22 protein-coding genes are annotated in these 22,963 nt (G+C 42.7%); 11 read left to right on the plus strand and 11 right to left on the minus strand.

Annotation, left to right across the window (positions count from 1 at the left end; all coding sequences use genetic code 11):
* Positions 1 to 97: 97 nt before the first annotated feature.
* The gene (locus tag CQ839_RS16310) at positions 98 to 1,846 is read left to right on the plus strand and encodes an EAL domain-containing response regulator (RefSeq protein WP_103669352.1); all 1,749 of its coding nucleotides are present in this window, start codon (positions 98 to 100) and stop codon (positions 1,844 to 1,846) included.
* A gap of 33 nt (positions 1,847 to 1,879) precedes the next feature.
* Here CQ839_RS16310 and CQ839_RS16315 read toward each other — a convergent pair whose 3' ends face one another.
* Complete coding sequence (locus tag CQ839_RS16315) at positions 1,880 to 4,102, minus strand: transketolase (protein ID WP_103669353.1); 2,223 nt, start codon at positions 4,100 to 4,102, stop codon at positions 1,880 to 1,882.
* Positions 4,103 to 4,200: 98 nt separating this feature from the next.
* Between CQ839_RS16315 and CQ839_RS16320 the strand changes: the two genes are divergently transcribed.
* Together CQ839_RS16320 and CQ839_RS16325 are read left to right on the plus strand one after the other, a co-directional pair.
* Positions 4,201 to 4,416, plus strand: coding sequence for a hypothetical protein (locus CQ839_RS16320; RefSeq protein ID WP_103669354.1), 216 nt, complete (start codon positions 4,201 to 4,203; stop codon positions 4,414 to 4,416).
* A gap of 27 nt (positions 4,417 to 4,443) precedes the next feature.
* Positions 4,444 to 5,007: a Uma2 family endonuclease gene (locus CQ839_RS16325; RefSeq protein ID WP_103669355.1), complete on the plus strand. Its 564-nt coding sequence runs from the start codon at positions 4,444 to 4,446 to the stop codon at positions 5,005 to 5,007.
* Positions 5,008 to 5,105: 98 nt separating this feature from the next.
* Here CQ839_RS16325 and CQ839_RS16330 read toward each other — a convergent pair whose 3' ends face one another.
* On the minus strand, positions 5,106 to 8,294 hold the full coding sequence (locus CQ839_RS16330; protein ID WP_146048752.1) for an ATP-binding protein: 3,189 nt from the start codon (positions 8,292 to 8,294) through the stop codon (positions 5,106 to 5,108).
* Positions 8,287 to 9,312: a caspase family protein gene (locus CQ839_RS16335; RefSeq protein WP_103669357.1), complete on the minus strand. Its 1,026-nt coding sequence runs from the start codon at positions 9,310 to 9,312 to the stop codon at positions 8,287 to 8,289. Before CQ839_RS16335 ends, CQ839_RS16330 begins: the two co-directional genes overlap by 8 nt.
* A gap of 276 nt (positions 9,313 to 9,588) precedes the next feature.
* On the opposite strand from CQ839_RS16335, the gene CQ839_RS16345 reads away from it, so the two are divergent.
* From CQ839_RS16345 to CQ839_RS16360, 4 genes are all read left to right on the plus strand, one after another.
* On the plus strand, positions 9,589 to 9,936 hold the full coding sequence (locus CQ839_RS16345) for a hypothetical protein (protein ID WP_103669358.1): 348 nt from the start codon (positions 9,589 to 9,591) through the stop codon (positions 9,934 to 9,936).
* Positions 9,933 to 10,445, plus strand: a complete 513-nt coding sequence (locus CQ839_RS16350; protein WP_103669359.1) for an HNH endonuclease — start codon at positions 9,933 to 9,935, stop codon at positions 10,443 to 10,445. Before CQ839_RS16345 ends, CQ839_RS16350 begins: the two co-directional genes overlap by 4 nt.
* 205 nt (positions 10,446 to 10,650) lie before the next feature.
* Positions 10,651 to 10,875, plus strand: a complete 225-nt coding sequence (locus CQ839_RS16355) for an addiction module protein (protein ID WP_103669360.1) — start codon at positions 10,651 to 10,653, stop codon at positions 10,873 to 10,875.
* Positions 10,875 to 11,165 carry a type II toxin-antitoxin system RelE/ParE family toxin gene (locus CQ839_RS16360; protein ID WP_103669361.1) on the plus strand — a complete coding sequence of 97 codons (291 nt, stop codon included), beginning with the start codon at positions 10,875 to 10,877 and terminating at the stop codon, positions 11,163 to 11,165. The genes CQ839_RS16355 and CQ839_RS16360 overlap by 1 nt, the downstream gene beginning before the upstream one ends.
* A gap of 205 nt (positions 11,166 to 11,370) precedes the next feature.
* Here CQ839_RS16360 and CQ839_RS16365 read toward each other — a convergent pair whose 3' ends face one another.
* From CQ839_RS16365 to CQ839_RS16380, 4 genes are all read right to left on the minus strand, one after another.
* Entirely contained in the window at positions 11,371 to 11,991 is a 621-nt protein-coding gene (locus tag CQ839_RS16365) for a hypothetical protein (protein WP_103669362.1), read from the minus strand.
* Between the two features lie 154 nt (positions 11,992 to 12,145).
* Complete coding sequence (locus tag CQ839_RS16370) at positions 12,146 to 12,877, minus strand: NUDIX domain-containing protein (protein ID WP_103669363.1); 732 nt, start codon at positions 12,875 to 12,877, stop codon at positions 12,146 to 12,148.
* Positions 12,853 to 13,440: a nicotinate-nucleotide adenylyltransferase gene (locus CQ839_RS16375; protein WP_103669364.1), complete on the minus strand. Its 588-nt coding sequence runs from the start codon at positions 13,438 to 13,440 to the stop codon at positions 12,853 to 12,855. Before CQ839_RS16375 ends, CQ839_RS16370 begins: the two co-directional genes overlap by 25 nt.
* A gap of 2 nt (positions 13,441 to 13,442) precedes the next feature.
* A complete protein-coding gene (locus tag CQ839_RS16380) occupies positions 13,443 to 14,798 on the minus strand; it encodes a nicotinate phosphoribosyltransferase (RefSeq protein WP_103669394.1) in 1,356 nt (451 codons plus the stop codon).
* Positions 14,799 to 15,250: 452 nt separating this feature from the next.
* Here CQ839_RS16380 and CQ839_RS16385 point away from each other — a divergent pair, with 452 nt between their 5' ends.
* From CQ839_RS16385 to CQ839_RS16395, 3 genes are all read left to right on the plus strand, one after another.
* Complete coding sequence (locus CQ839_RS16385; RefSeq protein WP_258040762.1) at positions 15,251 to 17,497, plus strand: DUF4157 domain-containing protein; 2,247 nt, start codon at positions 15,251 to 15,253, stop codon at positions 17,495 to 17,497.
* 366 nt (positions 17,498 to 17,863) lie between these two features.
* Positions 17,864 to 18,124, plus strand: a complete 261-nt coding sequence (locus CQ839_RS16390) for a type II toxin-antitoxin system Phd/YefM family antitoxin (RefSeq protein ID WP_103669365.1) — start codon at positions 17,864 to 17,866, stop codon at positions 18,122 to 18,124.
* Entirely contained in the window at positions 18,124 to 18,378 is a 255-nt protein-coding gene (locus CQ839_RS16395) for a type II toxin-antitoxin system YoeB family toxin (RefSeq protein WP_103669366.1), read from the plus strand. The genes CQ839_RS16390 and CQ839_RS16395 overlap by 1 nt, the downstream gene beginning before the upstream one ends.
* A gap of 35 nt (positions 18,379 to 18,413) precedes the next feature.
* On the opposite strand, the gene CQ839_RS16400 is transcribed toward CQ839_RS16395, so the two are convergent.
* Positions 18,414 to 19,298 (minus strand): methylated-DNA--[protein]-cysteine S-methyltransferase, encoded by an 885-nt coding sequence (locus CQ839_RS16400; protein WP_103669367.1) that lies wholly within the window; start codon positions 19,296 to 19,298, stop codon positions 18,414 to 18,416.
* 211 nt (positions 19,299 to 19,509) lie between these two features.
* Here CQ839_RS16400 and CQ839_RS16405 point away from each other — a divergent pair, with 211 nt between their 5' ends.
* Entirely contained in the window at positions 19,510 to 20,133 is a 624-nt protein-coding gene (locus CQ839_RS16405; RefSeq protein WP_103669368.1) for a Uma2 family endonuclease, read from the plus strand.
* A gap of 59 nt (positions 20,134 to 20,192) precedes the next feature.
* Here the strand turns inward: CQ839_RS16405 and CQ839_RS16410 are convergent, their stop codons facing one another.
* The 3 genes from CQ839_RS16410 to CQ839_RS16420 form a co-directional block, all read right to left on the minus strand.
* Positions 20,193 to 20,816, minus strand: coding sequence for a hypothetical protein (locus CQ839_RS16410; protein ID WP_103669369.1), 624 nt, complete (start codon positions 20,814 to 20,816; stop codon positions 20,193 to 20,195).
* A gap of 71 nt (positions 20,817 to 20,887) precedes the next feature.
* Positions 20,888 to 22,195, minus strand: a complete 1,308-nt coding sequence (glnT, locus tag CQ839_RS16415; protein WP_103669370.1) for a type III glutamate--ammonia ligase — start codon at positions 22,193 to 22,195, stop codon at positions 20,888 to 20,890.
* Positions 22,196 to 22,295: 100 nt separating this feature from the next.
* A complete protein-coding gene (locus CQ839_RS16420; RefSeq protein ID WP_103669371.1) occupies positions 22,296 to 22,889 on the minus strand; it encodes a DUF3782 domain-containing protein in 594 nt (197 codons plus the stop codon).
* Between the last annotated feature and the right edge of the window lie 74 nt (positions 22,890 to 22,963).

The following is a 22,963-nucleotide window of genomic DNA, read 5'->3' on the forward strand; positions in this document are numbered from 1 at the left end:
TCATTAATGTGGGCATTGCCCACCCTACGAATTGCTGCTTGGTAAGATATTCTATTGACAGCACCTTATTCTAATTTCCAATCCTCAATTAAGTCTCATGAACAAACCTTCTATCCTAGTCGTTGACGATGAACCTGATAATTTTGATGTTATTGAAACACTTTTAAGTACCAGTGAAGACTTTGAACAGGAAAATCAAGACTATCATTTGCATTATGCGGCTAGTGGTAAAGATGCGATCGCTAATCTAGAAGCCTTTCAACCCGATCTGATTTTGCTGGATGTGATGATGCCAGATATGGATGGCATTGAAGTCTGTCGGCGGATTAAAGCGATGTCAAAATGGAGTGCCGTGCCAATTATTGTGGTTACAGCCTTAACCACTAAAAAAGATCTGGCTCAATGCTTATTTGCAGGTGCTGACGACTTTATTAGTAAGCCTGTCAATCGTTTAGAGCTAACCGCAAGAGTGCGCTCAATGATCCGCATTCACCAGCAATATCAACAATTAGCAATCTTTAATACGCAATTAGAAGCAATGGTGCAAAAGCGTACTGCCCAGTTGCAAAATATGCTTTTAGAAGATGCTCTCACTAAGTTACCAAGTCGAGCATTCTTAGTTCAAGAATTAAAAGAGAGTTTACAAGCGGGAGAATCATCCTTAGCTTTAGTTTATATAGACTGCGATCAATTCAAATTGGTGAATGGTTCCTTTGGTCATGCTGTTGGCAATCAATTACTAATTGCGATCGCTCAACGTTTACAGCAGCATCTCCGCTCCGATGATTTACTGGCGCGGATGGGTGGCGATGAATTTTGTTTCTTGCTACATCAGATTGATGAAGAAAGTTCTATAGAGCCATTTCTTCTGAAAATCCTCCAAAGTTTTACGCAACCATTCGCAGTAGAAAATTGTGAAATCTTTATCACGGTCTGCATGGGAATTGCCCTAGGTAAAAATAGCGATCGCCAAGCAGAGGAGCTATTGCAAGATGCAGATACAGCAATGTATCAAGCCAAATTACGCGGTAAGGATAGCCATCAAATCTTTGATCGCCAAATGCATCTCGCCATGTTCAATCGCTTGATTTTAGAAAATGATCTTCAGCGAGCACTAGAACAAAAAGAGTTTATTCTCTTTTATCAACCAATCATCGAGTTGCAATCTGAAAAGCTAGTAGGTTTTGAAGCATTAGTACGTTGGCGAAATTCTGAGCGGGGCATGGTTTCTCCCGCCGAATTTATTCCTTCTATGGAAACAACTGGCTTAATAGTGCCTGTGGGGATGTTGGTATTTAAGCAAGCTTGTGAGCAGCTTTATACATGGCATCAGCAAGGCTGGACAGACCTAACCATGAGTGTCAATCTCTCAGTGCGGCAGTTTTCTTGTGCGACTCTACTCGCTGATATCGATCGCATTCTTGCCGAAACTAAAGCTAATCCTGCCAATATCAAATTAGAAATTACAGAAAGTGCGATTATGGATAGTGCTGAAACTGCGATCGCTCTAACCCAAGAATTGCGATCGCGTCATATTCAAATCAGCATTGATGATTTCGGTACAGGTTATTCTTCTCTCGGTTATCTCCATCGCTTTCCTGTGGATAACCTCAAAATTGATCGCTCTTTTGTCAGTCAAATCCAAACCGAAAATCGTAACTACCATGTCGTAGATACCATCATTGCTCTTAGCGATCAACTCGGTCTAGCAGTGATCGCCGAAGGGATTGAAACAAGGGAACAGCTTGAATGGCTGCAAAAAGTTGGTTGTAAATATGGGCAAGGCTACTTATTTAACAAGCCTCTACCTGCATCAGAAGTTGAAAGAATTTATCTGCAAATCTAAAAAGAAGGCGTGCAAAGCACGCCTTCTTTTAGATTAGCTAATCAACTGCTTGGCGCGACTTGCGATCGCGTCAGCATTCATGCCATTGAAATCAAACAACTGACCAGCAGATGCAGTCGTTTCACCACGCTTCCAAGAGAAGACATCGCGCTTGCTATTGCTGCGGAGCATTACGGGTTCCAGCATTGCTGAAGCGCCACCCACGATACCTATTAAAGCATCACCACCAAAGAAAGACTCAAAATCAGCATCGCTCAAGAACTTTCCATCTGGCTCTGAGCAAGTATCCCATGCCACATCGGTTGGACGATAGAGGCGACGAGGGCTGACAATAGAGACGATTTTGGAACCAATTCCTTGTTCTGCGAGTTTTTGCGCTGCTTCGTAAACAGGGATCAACATCATGTCACCGATGACAGCGAAGACCACCTTCTTATTTCCTGCGGTTTCTTGCAAAGTAATTGCGCCATCTTCGAGAGCCTGACGGTTTTGCTCAAACGTGGTGCGGATAGGCAAAGGTGATTTGCTGGCGGTAATCACAACACCCTTATTCACTGCCTTCAACGCCCAGTCGTAGCAAACTTGAATGCTATTCGCATCAAGAGGGAAGAGTGGGAATATATTTCCGTTACGCATCATTGAGGCAAAGTAGCCTTCGATTTCAGGTCGTTGGTGTGTCCAGCCATTGCGACCTTGCTCCAAAGCTCCTGCGGTAAATAAGCATACAGTTGCAGGTGTAGGGCGGCGCAGCTCTGCCATTGCCTGAGTAACTGTTTGCCAAATCGGAAGTCCATTAATCGCAAAGGATTCGTAAGAACACCATAGGGTACGGCTACCCATCAGCGCCAAGCCAACCGCTAAGCCTGCACAAGCATCTTCGCTCAATGGTTCGTAAACTTGTCCACCTGGCCCTTGATTATAAAGTGCATCTTCGGTGGGGTGATTGATTTTCAGAGCTTGGTTAATATTGGCAATCCCTGAAGCTTCATTTCCATCAGCATTAGTGACGATATAGCGCTTGTCAGTCTGTCCGACATAGCCAACTAAGCGCCCCATCGCTGTTGTGGAAATCTTCGCTTCCCCAGCAGCATATTCTTCTAAGGGCAAAGTTCCCAAATCGGTTAATGCTAGTACTGATTCCGTAACCGCAGTTTTGGAAGAAGAACCTCCGCCAGCCCATTCTAAATTAGTGCGAACGGTTTGCCATGCTTCAGGATTGAGCGCACGGGATTTCAACCCAGCCACTACATCAGGATTCTCAAGGGTGTGATGAGCATAGAGGTTATGGGATTTTGCACCGCGTGCATGAACTCCAGCGCCCTTAAGTTGTTTGATGATAAATACAGTCAGTTTGCCCCCAAAGGCTAGTTTTGCGGCTTTGTCTACACCGACAAGAACTGCTTCTGTAAAAGCAAGGCGTTGTTTGAAAGAGAAAGCGGTGCTATCAACATAGGCTTCTGGCTGATTCTGATCATCAAAATCCTTCGCATCGACTAGAATCACTTCATCAAAGCCGTTCCCTTTCCAGAAAGCAATCATTTCCGCATTGGTCTTGGTGGAAACCATGCTGTGATGTTCTTGGCTATAGCCATTCCAAACCAGAATTGGAATAAAATTTGTGACTTCAGGATAGGCGGTATGAAAATGGGCGATCGAGCTAATTGGATAGGGTTCACCCATGCCACCATCACCCATCGTCACTGGGAAAAGCTTGTCGCGATGCAACAGGGCTGCTGCCATCGCAAAATGTTGTCCTTGTCCAAGGGGGCCAGCAGGAGCGAGAATCCCTGGGATGAATCCTGATAAGTGACCAAGCAAGCCATGTTTTTCACGATAGCGATCGCGCATTTGCGTTACTGTGCTGATGCCCATGTCTTCGAGAGAGCGATCGAGAAACATGGCGCTGTAGTAACCAGGGGCGTGGTGTCCAACTTCGGTGGGCATGTTCTTGTGACCCAGCATATAAAAGGCGGCGACGGCTTCAGCGCTACTCGCAAATCCACCTGGGTGTCCTGATGCTTTGCTGGCTGTGACTTGTAGAGTTAGATAGCGTAAAGCATCGGCGGCGAGTAAGGTTTGAAATACGGCGGCGCGATCGCTAGGATCGGTAACGCCAGATTTTTCTGGGCTGAGTACTGGTACAAGTCCTAGCTCGTCGAACCCCTCCAACGGTTCGCCAAAGTACTGAATGCCTTCACGAAAGTCATCTTTGAAAGCGGGAGTGGCTGCGTTTGTGGTTTCAGGGGTTGCGACCATAGATTTTTTGACCTTGGGTTTGTCTAGACTAAGTATTTAATGATGAAATGTATAGAGGTTAAGAAATGTTGAAATTTCTTCTCCAGAGTCATTTTAGTATGTCTAGGGTTACATCAAGTCTTGATTTGCTAACTGGAGTTAAACTGTCGGGCGTGGATCAAATGGTTGTTGTTAGTTGGGGCAATAATGGGGAGTTAATGCAGCGCGATCTCCTATCACCATATCTACAATGCGATCGCTTAAATCAAAGTCTTCTATCTAGACTATTGAGCAAGCCTTCTCTCTCTGGCATCGTAAATTTTAAGGTGATATGATAGTTGACATGTCAAGTTACAAAAATTATGCGATCGCCGATTCATATTTTCTCAGTTGCGGAATATTTAGACGCAGAGAGTAAGAGCGAAGTTCGCCATGAGTATTTGGGTGGTCAGATTTTTGCGATGGCTGGGGGGAGCAAGGCTCACAATATCATTACTTTAAATATTGCAAGTTGGTTACGTTCTCAATTGCGGGGTGGGGCTTGCGATGTGTTTATGTCAGATATGAAGGTCAAGTTAAAGGCTGCTAATCAAAATAAGACGATATTCTATTATCCCGATGTGCTGATTACTTGTAGTCCTGAAGATCGGGATAAGTATTTTGTGAATTACCCTTGTGTGATTTTTGAGGTGTTGTCACCTAGTACGGAGGTAAGCGATCGCCGCGAAAAGCTGGTTAATTATCAAACGATTGGTAGTTTGCAGGAATATGTTTTAGTTTCTCAAGATGAAGTTAAAGTAGAGGTTTATCGTCAAGATTTGCAAGGGGCTTGGACAATGGAAGTTTTGGGAAGTGAGGATACAGTAATCTTAAATTCGATAAATCTATCGCTAACGATGACAGATATTTATGAGGGTATTTTCTAGATCGCATATCATCACATCTACAATGTGATCTCCCAAAAAGGAAAATTGACTACTAACACGATCGCTGTGAATATATTCAACGCATAGAAACCTCGGATTCACGATTCTGATTCAAATTGAACTATTTGCCATAGATTGGGATTGGGATAGTTGTATTTTAAATAATCGAGACTTTTACGGATAGATTCTTTATTGTTGGATTCCCAAAGGTTAATCCACTTGAGGAAACGCTCTAAGCAATCTCGATCTTTTTCAATATTTAGTTTCTCTCGAATGATTAAGTTAGAAAATATTTGAAAATAAGATAATCTTTGGATTTTAATATGTGCTATTGAATCCCCGAAAGAAATAGGATTTTTTAGCCATCGAATAAAAAGATTGTCTACTTTATCTTGAAAACTTTCTGTCTGAAGAGATCTCGCCCCGACAATAAAACTTAACGCTCGATAAATTTGGGCTTGAACTCGCTCATGTAAATCCCTTCTGTCGAGTAATAAGGTAAGAATCGCTTCGGCTGCTAAATATACATCTTCCGCTAGTTCATCTTGAAAAAGACGGCTTCCCAGATGATTAAATCGTATCAGACAGTTCTGATTGCCTGGGAATTTCTGACACCATTTTAATACACAGGTGAGTGTTTCAAGTGGTAGACTCCTTTGCATTAAAAGAGATTGCATCAGAAATGTCGCTTTTTCATTTTGCCAATTCCTATTAAACCAATTGATAGCCGCTTCTCGGACTATCTCAAACTCTCCGCCTGCTCTTAGCCATGCATTACAAATATAGTCAATTTCAGAAAAATCTTGATTCTGTTCGAGCCATTGAATCAAAGGCGATCGGATTAACTGGAAGTCACCTCCTGCATTCAACCATGATTTATAGACAAAATCAGCTTCTAAGACAGTAGCATGAAGGGAGAGCCATTCAAAAAAGTGCGATTGGATCCGTTCCTTATCCCCTCCTACATCTAACCATGCTTTGTAGACGAAACTTGTTTCTAAGGCAGTAGCATGAACAGAGAGCCAAGTAGAAAGGTGGGATTGGATCTGTTCCTTATCCCCTCCTGCATCTAGCCATGATTTACAGACAAAATTAGCTTCTAAGGCAGTAGCATGATCAGAGAGCCAAGTAGAAAGGTGGAATTGGATCCGTTCCTTATCTCCTCCTGCATCTAGCCATGAATAGTAAACAAATTGAGCTTCTAAGGCAGTAGCATGAAGGGAGAGCCATTCAAAAAGGTGAGATTGGATCCGTTCCTTATCCCCTCCTGCATCTAGCCATGATTGGTAGACAAAATTAGCTTCTAAGGCAGTAGCATGAGAGGAGAGCCAAGCAGAAAGGTGGGATTGGATCCGTTCCTTATCCCCTCCTGCATCTAGCCATGATTTGTAGACAAAACTTGTTTCTAAGGCAGTAGCATGATCAGAGAGCCAAGCAGAAAGGTGGGATTGGATCCGTTCCTTATCCCCTCCTGCATCTAGCCATGATTTGTAGACAAAACTTAGATGATCGTCTATAGGAAATTGATCGCACCATTGTTGCACTGCGAAACTAATAGCCTCGCTGGGCAAATCACTTTCTAACCATGCAACCAGCAAATAGTGAGTTTGAAATTTGCGAGGATAGATAGTAATCCAATTGAGCGCTGCTTCCTGTACGATTTTAGGACAGAGCTTTAACCCCCAGTTCAGTAACAGATTAGTCCTTGAAATTTGAGGAATCGATTTTTCAATCCACTTAGTCAATGTGATGCTAATTGAATTGTCTGTCTGGCTACCTGCCTCACTTAAATATTGCCGAATGTTCCAAGCCAAAGAGTTCTGAAAATCCACTTCAGTCTCAATGCCTTCCCATACAGGCTCATGTCGATCTAGTAAAGACAATGTTTGTATAGAAGAAAGTAGTGAATTTCTAATTAATACATCGCGAGTTTCTTTCCAAGCTAAGGGAGCGCGAAGCATTTGCTGATTTAGGATTTTGAGCCAATCGAGCCTATTAAGTTGCGGTAGACCGATTAGCCTTTGTAAAGTGTATAGGGTTGATCGCAAACTACCAACTTGCACGGCAAACTCCAGCAGTTCACAGACAAAGAGTTCAGTTGTCTTAGAATTACTCTCCAAGTAATGAGTCAATATCTGATCCGCTAAAACATCATGAATCGTCACCCAAGTGCGATCATCGCTTAAATCCATAGACAATTCTTCTTGCTCGATCCAACCATCGTTAGCAAGCCTGCTAAACAGTTGATGATAATCCCCTCGATAAATAGTCTCAGCCACAGCATCATTTAAAGGAAACTGAGTAATAAGGAAAGCAAGTTTCTTCTCAATTTGAGGTGTTTGAAAACTCAAGCGAATCCGCTTGATTAGCCATTCTCCAAAGCTAGGCTCCCCCACCAATGAAGCCAAATCTGCATTTCTTTCACGACTATGGAGATAAGCTAAAAAAACAGCCAAGATCGGCGTATCTCGGCAAAGCAATAAATAGTCATCAGTCGCACCTAACCCACTCCCCTGAAGAATATGTCTTACTGTCTCACGTCGGTAGCTCTTGAACCAATCTAAAGCTTTGTCTGGTGATAGATCTACTTGTTGATGTTTATAGATATCTCTAATGCTTGGATAATGGGTCGTGCGACAGTTAGCAATATATTTGAACTGAAAATCTTCATCCTCATTCAGTTCATTCATAGTTTCCAGTAGTTCTGCAAAATCCTGCTGAGTTTCTACATAGTCAATCAATAGCAAGACTTTTTGGGATACTTCAATCGCCTCTGCAAGTTGATAGATCCCATCTGCTTTCAACCTTTCCCTCACTCGAAACACTAACCAATTGTCTGCCAAGGCTAAACGACCGATCTCAAGCATGAGACGAGTTTTACCAAACCCACCACTACCTGTAATAATCAACCCCGTTAGATCTCGACTATCCAACCTTTGCAATAGAGCTACTTCATCAGGGATAGCAACATTTTCTGGCGCAGGGTCAATACTCAGGTGTGCAGATCTACTGTAATACGGCAATTTCTCACTACTTAGATATTCCCGAAAAGCACCTTGAGCAATTTTTTCTCCAAGCAAAGTTAACCCTTGAATACGCGGAAACCTTTTACCACTGCCAGATAATTGCTGCTCAAGTTTGGCAACCTCCTCACGCTTGTCGCCTAGCTCCACCTTTAGATGTGCAGGAATAGTCAAACTGCTATAGCCAGCCGCCTGTTCCTCAAGTACGCCCAGAATTCTTCTAGCTTTTTTTAATGCCTGTTCTATATCTGCTCGTTCAATCATGAGCATCTTTTAATCTTGCTTCTATGTTTGCCACTTCTTGACGTTTCTCTTCCAATTCTATCCGCAAATGAGCAGGCATTTGGAGTCTACCAAAACCTGCCGCTTGTTCTTCGAGAATAGCCAGCGATCGCCGCGCCATTGCTAAAGCTGGAGTCACCACCTCTTCATTCGTGATCACCCTAGGCAAATTCCCACTCTGAGGTTGACTAGGCAAACCCTTGCCACCTCGCAACATCGCCACAGGAAAATCCTCCGTCGCCGTGTCAAAAAATGGTGTTTGTTCCGCCTGACGTAGAGTTCGCGCACTTTGAGCTACCGTTTTACCAAGATGCGTCATCACATTTCCAAGGGTGACAAGGCGATCGCCCGATTGATTTGCTGCTCCCTTTAACGCCTCAATCAAATGAAAAGTATAAACACTAAGAGCATTATCGGGACGCACCCAAGAACTTTGATTTCCCCTCGATGAGGTGAATACAGCCCGACCTTCGCCTTGCTTCAGAACATCAACTACACCCTTCGGCAAAGCTGTAGCTAAAAAATCTGCTGGCAGATCGCCCTTAGCACTAGCCATTCCCTCCGCATGACAACTATCAACGATAACCCAGAGCCTCTTCGCCTCGATCTGTTTTAATCTCTCACTCAAAGTTTGAGCAGAAAGCGCTGTCTTGGGAATATCTGCGAGATCGAAGTCATGCTGGAGCAAATAGTAAGCACTACTGGAAAGATCATAGGTTCCATGCCCAGAGTAGTAAATGACGATCGTCGCATCTTTATCGCGATCGGCACAGGCTTTTAACCAGTCCAAACCTTCCAAAATTGCATTTCGATTCGCTTCCTGATCATGTAATAACCGCACATGATCGGGTGTATTCGGATATGCACAAAAATTCACATCAGTCAGTACAGCTTTAAGCGCTTGAGCATCCTTAACCGTCACTGGAAGCGACCAGCGCGGATTAGCGGTATTACCAACACCAATCAATAGCGCGTAACCATGAGTAAAAAGATCTGACATCTAGGTAAAAATCTAGCAATTAGTTAAGACTCAGAATAACCTAAAATCTCTCTGAATTTCAAATCATTAATCTCAATACAGTAGGTGACTAAACAGCGATCGCAAAGTTTTGCCAACTTGATATGGCGCTTGTCCTATTGTCTCAGATACTCTAGCCGCGCTATATCCTCGACCTCATTAAGTGCATCGTGCGAGTAAGTGTCGAATCGGTTAAAATTGTGAATAGCCTGCCACCATTGAATGAGAGATAGACATAAAAAACACAGGAGCTAAATTATGCCTGAAACAGTACAGTACATAACCAACGAACAAGGCGATCGCATTGGAGTTGTATTAGATTTAGATACCTATTCTCGACTTACTCCCACTTTAGATCCTGAATATCTTATTGGCTTAAACATAGAAGAATTAAAAGCCCTTGCTAGTTGCAAATTAGCCTTAACCGATCAAAATAACCTAGATCAACTCATCGATAGAAATAGCCAAAATTCACTCTCCGAAGGTGAACTTCATGATTTAGATGACCTTCTAGAGAAAGTGGATCATCTCACTATTCTAAAAACTCGCGCTAGATATACTCTAAGGCTCTTACAAACAAGATCAGAGCAAAGGATAGTTGCATGAGCGCCTACATCGCTATCCATTTACAAGAACAAATTCGAGAGCATTTTTATGAATGCTGCGCCTACTGCAAAACAGCAGAATTTTTAACAGCCGTTACCTTTGAGTTTGAACATATTCAACCAATTTCGGCAGGAGGTGAAACTATATTTGCCAACCTAGCTTTATCTTGCCCCTCCTGCAATCGCCACAAAGGAAATCGTCAAATTGCGCCCGATCCTAGCAACAACGATCTAGTTCCGTTATTTCATCCACAACAACAAATTTGGCAAGAGCACTTTAGTTGGGATGAATCCAAAACAGAAATTATAGGCAAAACAGCGATCGGTCGAGCTACTATTACCGCCCTCAAAATGAATCGCTCATCTCTAGTTCGAGTTAGAGCCATGTGGATAAAATTAGGAGAACATCCACCTATATTTTCAAAAGTAGTTCAAGAAATTCGTTTAGAAGCACAACAAAAAGGGCTTACCCCCGAAATCTTAGAGGAAATCCTCAAGGATGAATTTTAGATTTGCATCCCTTCCAAAATATTTCCATCATCAAAGCCGCTAATTTTTTAACTGCGATCGCGCTATATCCTTGACCTCATTAAGTGCGATCGTGCGAGTAAGTGTCGAATTAGTTGCGATCGTCAACAGCTTGCCACCATTGAATGAGCGAACCTAAACCAAAAATGCTAAGATATGCTCACTTGCTTTGTAAGGAGGTTTCTGTATGACTAACGCAACCTATGATGAAATTTTTGGAGCAGTCTTAACCCTGCCCCCTCTTTACCGCGCCATGCTTGCAGAACATCTCCTTAACAGCCTTGATGAAATTAATCCCGAAATTGAAACAGCTTGGAATAGAGAAATATCTAATCGCATAGAAGCGATCGATCAAGGTAAAGTCACCTTAATCCCAGCCGATGAAGTATTGCAAAAACTAAGGAATCGATAATGTTTCTTGAGTTTGATCCTAATGCACAACTAGAACTTGAAGCAGCAGTTTCATACTATGACAGCATCAATCGTAAACTTAACCAAGCCTTTATTGATGCCGTTGAAAGAACCCTCAATCGCATTGCTCAGTTTCCGAATGCTTGGACACCAATGATCGCAAGTGCTAGACGATGCCATGTTGATGGATTCCCCTATGGCATTGTGTACCGAGTTTGTGGCGATCGCATCCAGATCCTAGCCGTTATGCACTTACAACGCAAACCACACTATTGGATAGATAGAAATTAGATACAACCCCAACGACTGATCATGCGATCGCACTACATTCTTGACCTCGTTAAGTGCGATTGTGCGAGTAAGTGTAGAATCAGTTGCGATCGTCGTAGGGGAGAGCATTCCCATGAAAATCTACGCTTTTATAGATTGATTTAATTTGAGAATCCAATGACTTAAACACGCAAGATAGGGACAAGCGATCGCTAAAAAGAGAAGTCTAGAGGCTTTGCATCGCTTCGCTTAAGTTCATTAATAGCTTGTAATAGCGAATCACCCATATCAGAAAAAGAAGTAAAGACAATAAAGCTATGAAGGGGAAAATCGTAGCTAATCCCAACGATACAACCAGTCCTATGCCAATGAGCAAAACCCCTTCTGCATCTTTTGCAAGGTTATTTTTATGGATAAATTCTGCAACCTGTTTAAGAAATATTAAAAAAGAGACATAAGCGATCGCTGAAATAATCGTTTGTAGCCCTGCACCATTTGGGGAAAATGCTCCGATGCCCTGGAAACAAGCAATAATTATTGAAATTAAATCAAACATGACAGATATATAAATAGTTTCTTTTCCCGTCATTCTCTCTGGTGCTGTTAAGCAAAATAATTTGCCCACAATAGCCATAATCTGTGCGACCACAGATGCAATTATAGTACCAACCACTCCGAAAAAAAGAAACGCTAGGCTTCCAGCAAAGGGCGTAATAATGAGAATAATTACACTTAAAATAGTGAGGGCAAGGCTGTAATAGAGAAACGAAATCCCCCTAGGTACTTTAGTTTGCTTAAGTTGCCTAGCGGGGTTTGTATTCTGTCTAGAATTATTTTGCTGTCTCATAGCACTCTGAAGTTCGACCCTCGCAGTATATAGCTTCGAGAGCTTTATTGTATAGCAATGAAAGTTTTGCTTAGGACAGAATAAAACCCAAAAGATAAGTTGCGGCGCGAAGCGCCGCAACTTATCTTTTGGGTTTTATCGTAACATCAGTTAATTAAATAAACACCATCGGTTTATTCTTAAATGGAGCGAAAGCTTCCGCATCGAAGCGGTAGAGACTAGCGGGACGACCTGCTCCCCGTGAAGTTTTGATACCAGTATCACTTAAAAAGCCTAACTTTAATAATCGGGTGCGGAAATTGGAATAGTCAGAGAAATTCTCTCCGAGAACAGTTGTGTAGAGTTGATAGAGATCGCTAAGAGTAAAAGCTTCAGGCAGAACATCAAAGGCAACTGGGCTATATTCGAGTTTGTTGCGGAGGCGGCGATGTCCATATTCGAGAATGCGATTGTGATCGAAAGCGAGTTGCGGAACTTGCTTAACGGGATACCATGCGATACCGCTTACTCCATCGGCGATGAGTTCGGCTTGAGAGAAGGGAACTAGAGCAAAGTAACTGACAGATAGATAGCGCACAGCAAAACTGTCGGGAGCCTCGCGAGGATCGCGTCCGATATCGCCGAAGGTGAAGAGTTGTTCGAGATAAAGATTTTTGGCGCGGATTTTTTCCGAGAGGATGCGATAGGCCGATTCTTCGAGGGATTCGCCTTGACGCACGAGAGTTCCTGGTAAACACCAGCGATCGCGATATGGTTCATGTTGGCGCATCACAAGTAGTACCAATAGACGATTTTGCTCGGTGTCTACGGAAAAAATCACGTTATCGACACCGACCTTGAAGTCTGCTAGGGGTTTTGGGGCTATTGTGCGGGACTTGTCTGCCATGCGTAAAGCGACTCTCGTTGGATATATGCTGCGACTGTGGGTATTATGACTGAACTGTTGCCATTGTTGCGATAGTCTGACGAAGAAACGTTAGGTATCGAGGTAGAGTCAGGCGCGATCGCAACTTCAGTACCCATATTCACAAGGCGATCGATATCGTCTCCTAAAATGGTCACGCCTTGACGGGGAACAACTAGTAAATTTACTTGATTGAGCAGATCTTGAGCGCGATACCAAGTTGGCAACTGCGGCACAAGGTCACCACCGATAACGAGGGTGAAGTTTGTATCTTGCCAGATTTGTTTGGCTTGCTCGACGGTGTTAATCGTGCGTGGATTGCTGATTTCAGGATGCAAGCCAATCGTTTGGGCTGGTGGTTGGATCGCGGCAATGGTTAGCTCCATCATGGCGATGCGATCGCGTAGGCTTGCTTGATGAGTTTTGAATGGGTTATCTGACACCCAAACAACTGTGCGATCGTAATGATTATCGAGCCATTGCAAGATCTGTTGATGTCCAATGCTCGGCGGATCGGCGCTAGTTCCAAAAAGAGCGATATTCATGATTACCCTTGCAAGCTTGCTGCGATCGTAACAGGAATAGATATTGGTGAAGTAATGGCGCGTACAGTCAGCGGTAATGACTGAACAGATTTACGAGTGCGTTTTGCGATCGCATCCAAATCATCCAATGATTTCAACAATTCTCCATCATGCATGATTAGTTCTAGTAAAGGTTGCTCATTGGATTGAGGAATATCAGAAATATGAGTGAGGCGATCGCCTGTAATCATCCCATTCTCAAAACTGCGCCAGATTTGCTTGCGACCTGCGATCGAGTGCTTCCCACTTGATTTTTTGGAAACTGGAATATTATCAATTTCCACTAACTTATAAACTCCATTTACGGGCGCACCTGTTACCAATTTTGTACCGATGCCATAGCCATCGATGGGTGCTCCTAACGCTTTGAGACGGAGAATCTCGGCTTCGTCAATGTCACCACTAGCGAATATGGCGGCATCGGGAAGTAGCGATCGCACTTCTTTAGAAACTGCGGCAATATCTCCTGAATCAATGCGAACTCCCTTTACTTGCATCTCACCTGATTTTACTTTTTCAGCAAGATTTTGCGCAGCAGCGATCGTGTCGAAGGTGTCGATTAGGAGTGAACTATTGGGGAAAACTTGATGGAATGCGCTAAAGGCTTGGGCTTCACTACCCTCTGTTGCATTCAATGCCATCACCAAAGCATGAGCCATCGTCCCGCTTGGTTTTCTGCCAAGCTTCAGCGCAGCTAATACATTGGAAGTATCATTCATTCCTGCGGCGATGGCTGCTCTTGCTGCCCAGAGTGAAGCTTGAGGACTGAAGGCTCGTCTTGTGCCAAATTCTAAGAGGGTAATGCGATCGCCTGCGGCATCACGCATTCTTGCAGCTCTGGTGGCGATCAGGGTTTGATAGTTAATTGTATTTAGCAAATAGGTTTCCACTAATTGCGCTTGCCAGAGTGGTGCTTCGATTCTCAGAAAAGGTTCATTGGCAAACATGGCAGTTCCTTCTGGCACTGCCCAGAGATCGCCTTCAAACCGAAAATTTCTTAATAATTCCCAAAAACGGCGATCGGCGTTGGCAAAGATACCTGTACCTTGTAGAGCTTCGATTTGCTCTGAGGTGAAATGCAGATTTTGCAGATATTCCACTGCTTGAGCGAGTCCCATCGCGATCAGATAGCCAAATCCTTCAGGCAATCGGCGCACGAATAACTCAAAACTGGCTCGTTTGCGATCGCATCCTTCGCTTACATAGCAAGCGCCCATCGTCAGTTGATAAAGGTCAGTGAGCAGTCCATATTCATCGGTGGCGATGTTCAGTGTATCGGACTTTAGGCTCACAGTAGGATTAACGGTTATAGCGCTCATGACTTTGGTGGGGTAGAGGCTGGTGTATTTTTTATTATAGTGCTTTTCACCAAAATTGCAAGCGTATTTTTTATTTGGCAACATTTAAAACATTTATAGCTGGATCATAGATTTTCAATATGCTAAAGCTATTTCCTGTAGATATAAGACATGAGTCATTAAAGCGTTATGCTTGAAATTTGCAATAGTTATAGTAAATACAACTTTAAATATTAATTGCTGTGGCAGCAAGAATATTGCGTAACCAGTTGTGGGTCATATGATTGCGGTTGCTTTGATGCCAGCGCATGAATATCGAAAAGTCGTTCGTTTTTTACGGAACTGAAGCACCGTTTTCACCCCATGCGCTCCGTAAATAATCAAATTTGTCGTTAAAAAAATTTTGATTGTGCGAAAATATGCAATATCAAATATATACTGCATCTCAGTAAGTGAATTTAGGGGGTAGTGACATGTCTCGTACTTACGATTACAAAAAGAAGCCTTTCCAATCCACAGCTTTAGTCCAACCCAAAGCAACATATTTACAAACTAGAGGCTTCACACCACTTCAGACGGATTTGGATGAAGATGCCTCCTTTCGACCATCTGGATACACTGAGAATTTTCTAGAAAAAATAATAAATCAGCGGGGCACTGAATCGTCTGATACGTCAGTCCAAGCAAAGCCACAGAATCGATTGAAGGCGATCGCAAGTCAGCGTATGGCGATCCAAGCCAAGTTGAATATTGGTGAACCGAATGACAAGTATGAGCAGGAAGCTGATCGTATGGCGGCTCAGGTGACGCAGCAAATTAATTCATCTCCACAGGATAGCTCCGTCCAAAGGGGAGCGATGCCAAAAGAAGAAGACCAACTGCAAGCCAAGTTTTTGGTGCAAAGACGGACAAACTTAGATGAGAGCGAAGCCTCGACAGATTTGGAGTCATCAATTGAAAGTGCGCGGAGTCGAGGTCAGTCTCTAGAACCTAATCTGCAAGCAAAGATGGGGCAGGCAATGGGGGCAGACTTTAGCGGGGTAAAGGTACATACAGATTCGCAGTCTGATCAATTAAACAAATCAATTCAGGCTAAGGCTTTTACGACTGGACAAGATGTGTTTTTTCGGCAGGGTCAATATAATCCTACCAGTCGTGGTGGGCAAGAGTTGATCGCTCATGAGTTGACTCATGTTATACAGCAAAATGGGACACAAGCCCCAAGTGGTCAATCGATAGTTCATAAAGCTCCAGATCAAATTCAACGACTCATCTCAAAAGATGATTTTGTGAGTCTGGCTGGGGGGCCCAGCACTAAAGCTAAAATAGATTCTAGTACCTATACCAAGATTCTTCAATGTCTGAGACAGTGCGAATCGGAAAGTGTTGAAGAACGTAAACAAACGATTTATGAAAATCTGAAAAAACTATGTACAAAATGGTTGGGCGGACATACTGACAAAAAGAACACAGAGACAAGAGGCGTGGTCGATTATTTCCCCAAAGATAAATCGGATGAAACCAAAGCCAAGCATATTTCAGGCTTACTGAAAGAAGTTCTGGTGGTACTCGGAGAAAAAAGTAGTCATATCAAGAGCGAAACTCCTTCACAGATTGTCAATCAAATTCGAGAAGAGAAGGAAGCAACCCTAAATGCGATCAAAACCGAGGAAGAAAAAGCGTCTGAAGGCTCTGACAGTTATAAATTAACCTTACTTGCAGCAGTTGAGAATCCATACCTAATCGATTTCGCTAAGAAACGATTGGCTCTGACAATTGAAAATAAACGCAAACTGCGCTCTAAAAACAAAAAAAATAATACCCAAATCAAAAATGAAGCCGCCAAACAGGTACTGATGGAGAAAGAGGGAGAACAGTTTACTTCGATGAAGCCCGAAGAGCAACTAAAAGCAGTCGAAAAGTTAGCAAAGGCTTCGTCAGCAGTTGGTCATACTTGGGTGAATTTGACAGCATTAGATACTAATTCTAAGCCGTTAAATAGGCACAGTTTTGGATTCTATCCTAAGGAATTCTATAATCAACCCACGGTTCCAGTCCCTGGTAAAGTTGTCTATCCAGATACTCTTCATGAAGGTGATGCCACCCAAAGAGCTCTAGACTATAAATTAACCAAAAAGGAATACAACCAAGCACTGGATTTCGCAAAAATTCAACTGCAATCTCCGCCCCAATACCTATTAACTGGTTATAACTGCACATTCTTTGCTAAAAAGATAGTGGAAACCGCTGGGAAGAAATTTCCAGGAAATGCGTTTATGACAGTGCCAACAGGAGCAGTATCTGCAATTACAGGACTAGGAAAGGACAAAGCTTTTAATCCTAATGCCCTATACGATGAGTTGATGACATACGAAGGGAAAGACGGAGGTGCTCAGTCCTATGAACCCAAGAGGATAGAGCGCAAAAAGGAGCTTACTCCATGCGAAAAGATGCGTAAATGTATTTCAGACATGGGGGCTGACAAATTTACATTAAATCATGCTATCGAGGAAAAATATTCTCAACAAAATAAAGGGAAGCGAACCTTGGAAAGTGGTAAAGAAATAAAAATCACTGATATTTATACAGGCTTAATTGATAATGAAACAGAGATAACAACTATACCTGAAGGTAGAGGCGAATCCTATTGGGTTGATAACGATGTTTTGTATAATGCGATCGCCGATCAGGTTCTTGATGCTCTGGGTTTAAGTGATTGAGATTGACTTCTGCAAAAAATCTAGACGATTGATCGTATTCCATTAATTTGCATTAGTTTGACAAAACAGATTATGAAAGAAGATGGGGTAGTAGTTTAAGGCTCATTTGAGATAGGGCGATCTCGTATCTCGTAGGAAGTGATCTCCGATCTTGTCGATTGGGCTAAGCACAGCTACGCCGAATTATCCAACCACCAGCAACAAAACTGTGTAAAGTCTGGGTCATTACCGTCTGATCGCCGAGTTTGTAGCCCCGTATGGAGGCAAATAATCGGTGAGTTACGCGATCACTAACACATTACTACTTGAAAATTAATGAACGCGCTATAATGAAATTAAGCTAGCTATACCATAAACAGGTGGGAAATGGAAACTCTAACAACTGCCGCAGCCAGAGAAGACTTTGAGAACATGGTTAAATTAGTCACTGAAGAAAATAAAATCTATCAGATCAAATCTACTAAAAATTCTGCGGTACTTCTTTCATACAAAGAGTATGAAAGCTTGCAGGAAACTCTAGAATTATTGTCAATTCCTGGATTTAGAGAAAGCCTTCAGCTATCACTTCAACAAGTAAAAAACAATGAAACTTATTCCCTAGATGAGGTGTTAGGAGATCACAATTGATGCTTTACGAAGTTCGCTTTACAAAGGAAGCTCAAAAAGATATTGCCAAGCTGACTCCCAAATTGAAGCAAAAACTTAAAACAATTATTCAGGACACCATTAGCATCAATCCCTATGAGGGCAAAAAACTGGTCGGAGATCTTGCTGGCTTTTATTCTATTCGCTTGAGTTTGCAAGACAGAATTGTTTACTCAATTGATAGCGAGCAGAAACTGATCTATATTCACCGTGCCAAGACTCATTATGGAGAATAATAAAGGCGATCGCATAATCTGGTGATGCGATCGCTCTACTTCTGATAACTAGCTTCCCAGCCTAATATGGCAGTCTTGCGCTCCAATCCCCAACGATAGCCGCCTAATTCACCTGATTCGCGAATGACACGATGACAGGGAATGATAAAACTGATGGGATTACTACCAACGGCGTTACCGATCGCTCTAGCAGCATTGGGACGACCAAGCGATCGCCCTAAGCCCTGATAAGTGGTAATTCCGCCAAACGGAATGCGCAACAAAGCTCGCCAGACTTGAATTTGGAAGTTAGTACCTTTGACATAAAGGGTGAGGGGCGGTTGCTTCGTGGTATTCAGATTAGGAAGATGGCTAAATAGGCGATCGCAAATTGGTTGTGTAATTTCGCGATCGCAAATAATCTCGGCGTTTGACCATTCCTCTCGCAGCATTAATTCAGCAGCCTGATCATTCATTCCATCCAGAAAATATAAATTACAAATACCTCGCGCTGTCGTGGCAATCAGGCAATCACCAAACATGGTTTCATGGATGCCATAGCAAATCTGTAAACCCGCCCCACCAGTCTTAAACTCTTGCGGTGACATTGCTTCGATGTTCACAAATAGGTCATGCAATCGCCCTGCACTGGATAAACCCACATCTCCAGTCAATTCCAGTAAGTTCTTTGTTTCCGCAATTTTAGATTTAGCATATTCCACCGTCAGATATTGCAAAAATCGCTTAGGGCTAATGCCTGCCCATTTGGTAAACAAGCGCTGAAAGTGATATTCGCTCAGATGTACCTGTTGCGCGATCGCGGCGAGGTCTGGCTGTTGTCGATGGTTTTGACGAATAAAGGCGATCGCTTTTGCCATCAGTTCATAGGTTGCGCGATCGCCCATATTCTCATCTAGAAATTTGTCCATCGGAGAGTTCATGCTCAGCATTACGAGGGTTTACTCTCAATTTAGCAATGATTTGATATTTAAGCTAACCGTTTCTTGCGATCGCCTAAAATTCTAGTAAACTAGTCAGCAATGCGATCACTTGGTTTTTATGAATGGTAATGGGTTAACCTCTATAGAGTGTATATTTTCTCGCATGGAAGATTGTGAAATATTAGAAATGGAAAAAGAGGGAATTTGAACCATGAAAGTCACCCTTGATATACCTCAAGTTGAACTTGAAAAATTAATTGCTTCTGCGATCGCTGAACCGCGTATTGCCCTTCATGACATAACTTGGCAGCAATACCAAACCTTCATCGATCTATTTTCTGGACATCAAAACCTCCATCTAACCTATCTCAAAGGAGCATTAGAAATCGTGACGCTTTCGCCAGAGCATGAAATGCTGAAAACGCTGATTGCGAGATTAATATATGTATATGCCGATGTCATGAATATTGACCTCTTTAGTTGCGGCTCCGCTACTTGCAAATCAGAATTTACAGCGAGGGGATTAGAACCCGATGAAAGCTTCTGCATCGGTCAGCGTCAAGAATTGCCTGACTTAGCGATCGAGATAACGGTCACTAGTGGCGGTATTGATAAATTGGAGGTTTATCAGGGATTAGGAATTACAGAAGTTTGGTTTTATCAAAATGGGAAATTTACTCTTTATCATATCAATAGCGATCGCAGTGGATATAATGCGATCGCTCAAAGCCAATTCTTTCCCAATCTCGATCTAAACCTAATGGTCGAATACATCCAACCCGATCAAGAACCTGCAATGGTTAGAGCTTGGCGGCAATTGTTAAGCAAGCAGTAAATCAACCGACTGAAGAAAATCTCCAAACAACATTTTTCCGCTTTTACTTGATCAGCATATCAGGCAAAAAATATTAGGTTGCCATCCTTAATTTCTATTTGTTTTATATAGTCACTAGGTATTCCTCGTTCTCTAGGTTCTTTGATGACAATATCTTTAAGAATTGCTTGAGCTAATTTTCCTTGAGAAATGATCAGTCTCTCATCTTGGTAGGTGTCATCATCAGCTATATCAAAAAAGCCTCCTTTTACCCCTAAAAGAGTATCATTTTCAATGATTATATCTCTTTCAAAATAACTATCGTAGCGAAGCCCAAAGGATATTTCCCAAGTAGCAAAAATATATCCTTTGATAGATAGTACATAAAAGTCTTTTAATTCATGTGTAAACAGTTTGTTTTCAGTAATCGAAAAATGATATATGGATTTTTTGGCTTTACAAATGGCATTTAGTTCTTCCTCAGCAAGTGTTAGAGAAACTTCTGGATCTCCTCGTGCAATTGATTCAATGAATTCCTCGACTTTTTTAATAGCCCGATCTGCTTTTTCGATTGACGCATTATTCTTCCATTTATCTGGTATCTGAGGTGGATACAATTTGAGCCAGAACCAACGCAGAAAGTACAGAGAAGCAATTCCTCCCCAGCAGTAATAAAAAGCTTTAGGGTCTAATAGATTTATCATCTTGAAATTCTGCTTGACTTGAAAAAGTATAGTCTAGGACAAAATTTTCCAAAAGAATCAAAAGATAGATTTCAACAATCTAAAGTGTGTTCCAATTCCCAAGGACTAATACGAGTACTGTAATCATTCCATTCGCGTTGCTTTAACTTGATATAGGATTGCACAAATTCTGAGCCTAAAGCCTCTGGCAAAATCGTATTTGCTTGCAAACATCGCAGTGCATCTAAGAGATTAGCTGGTAATTGTTTCACCGTACCAAAGGGAAGCGGATCGGTGTAGGAATTATTGTCATAACGTTGACCTGCTTCGCGTTGGTGTTTGATGCCATCGAGACCACTGGCGATGAGGGCAGCAGGGAGGAGATATGGATTAGCGGCTCCATCGGCGAGACGGAACTCAAAGCGACCTGCTTCGGGAATGCGGATCATGTGGGTGCGATTGTTGCCTGTATAGCTGATCGTATTGGGCGACCATGTTGCGCCAGAGTTGGTGACAGGGGCATTAATCCGCTTGTAGGAATTGACGGTGGGATTGGTGAAGGCGCAGACGGATTCGGCGGAATGTAATACGCCGCCGATAAATTGATAAGCTAAGCTCGATAAACCGAGTTCTCCTTTTGCGTCATCAAAGAGATTAGTATTTCCCTCCAAATCCCAAATAGATAGATGGGTATGACAGCCGTTGCCTGTTAGATGTGGGAAGGGTTTCGGCATAAAGGTGGCGCGGAAGCCGTGCTTTTCGGCGATCGCTTTGACCATATATTTAAAAAAGGCATGGCGATCGGCTGTAACTAAAGCATCAGCATAAGTCCAGTTCATCTCGAATTGACCATTCGCATCTTCATGATCATTCTGATAGGCTCCCCAACCCATCGCTAACATGGCATCACAGATTTCGGCAATGATGTCAAAGCGGCGCATTAGGGCTTGTTGATCGTAGCAGGGCTTACTTGCGCGATCGCTTAAATCAGAAATATCCGTACCATCAGCAGAGAGTAGGAAATATTCGCATTCCACCCCCGTTTTGACGCGATAACCGAGGGCTTTGGCTTGGCTGAGAGCTTGCTTGAGAACATAGCGTGGGGCTTGTTTGACGGGTTCGCCATTCATGTAGAGATCGGCGGGCATCCAGCCAATTTCGGGTTGCCAAGGTAAGGGGAAAAGACTATTGCGATCGGGAATGGCGAAGAGATCGGGATCGGCGGGTGTCATGTCAAGCCATGTGGCGAATCCTGCAAATCCTGCGCCATTGGATTCCATCGAGTCGATCGCTGCGGTTGGCACTAATTTAGCGCGTTGGACTCCAAATAGGTCAGTGAAGGAAATGAGAAAGTAACGAATCCCTTTTTCTTGAGCAATTTCCGATAGAGCCTTAGTCATAATCCTGTAGTCACAATGTTTATCTCTCAGCAAACGGGATTATCGCTCAAATTAAAATGCAGTCTAGTATCAATCTTGTCAATATTTACCAAATCTTTATTCACCAAGTCTTTGCCACAAAACTCTGATCATTAACGATCGCCACCGTATCCCCTGAAGGCTTAATCAGAAATAGCCCTTCCTGTGTGGCATATTCATCGGCTCTCTCATCCACCTTAATGCCAGCGATCGCGCCATAGAGCTTATAACTTTGATACTTAGGCAGAGCTTGTTTAAAACGATCTAAAGTGATTAAAAATCGCTTCACATCACGAACTTCTAAATGAGACTTGACCTCAATCGCCACCACTTCATTAGTATTTTCGGCTAGAACATCAATTTCAATAGAACCCTTTTCATCCTGAGCTTCCACTCGCAAGGCTGTAAAATGCACTTCAATCCCCTTCTCGCGAAACATCCGTACTGCCGCAGGTCTAACTAAATTTTCGACAAACTCACCCCAGCGACTCGTAATCCCACCGACTTGCTTATTTGTCTGCGCGACAATTTTTTTGAGTTCAGCCATTTCTTGCTCAGAGGTCTTTCTATATTCTTGCAAAGACTGCTCAAATTCTCGTTGCTGTTCTTTACGTTGGCGTTCACTTTCACGAAACAACTCGAAAATATCATCTATGGTTACAGGACGTTGAGACATAGTTTTTTGGCGATGTTTTTAGCGATCGCATTAGATGTTAATAATGATTATAAACTCTTCCAAAACTCAAAAGA

Origin of the sequence: Pseudanabaena sp. BC1403, assembly GCF_002914585.1 — a bacterium.
GTDB lineage: Bacteria > Cyanobacteriota > Cyanobacteriia > Pseudanabaenales > Pseudanabaenaceae > Pseudanabaena.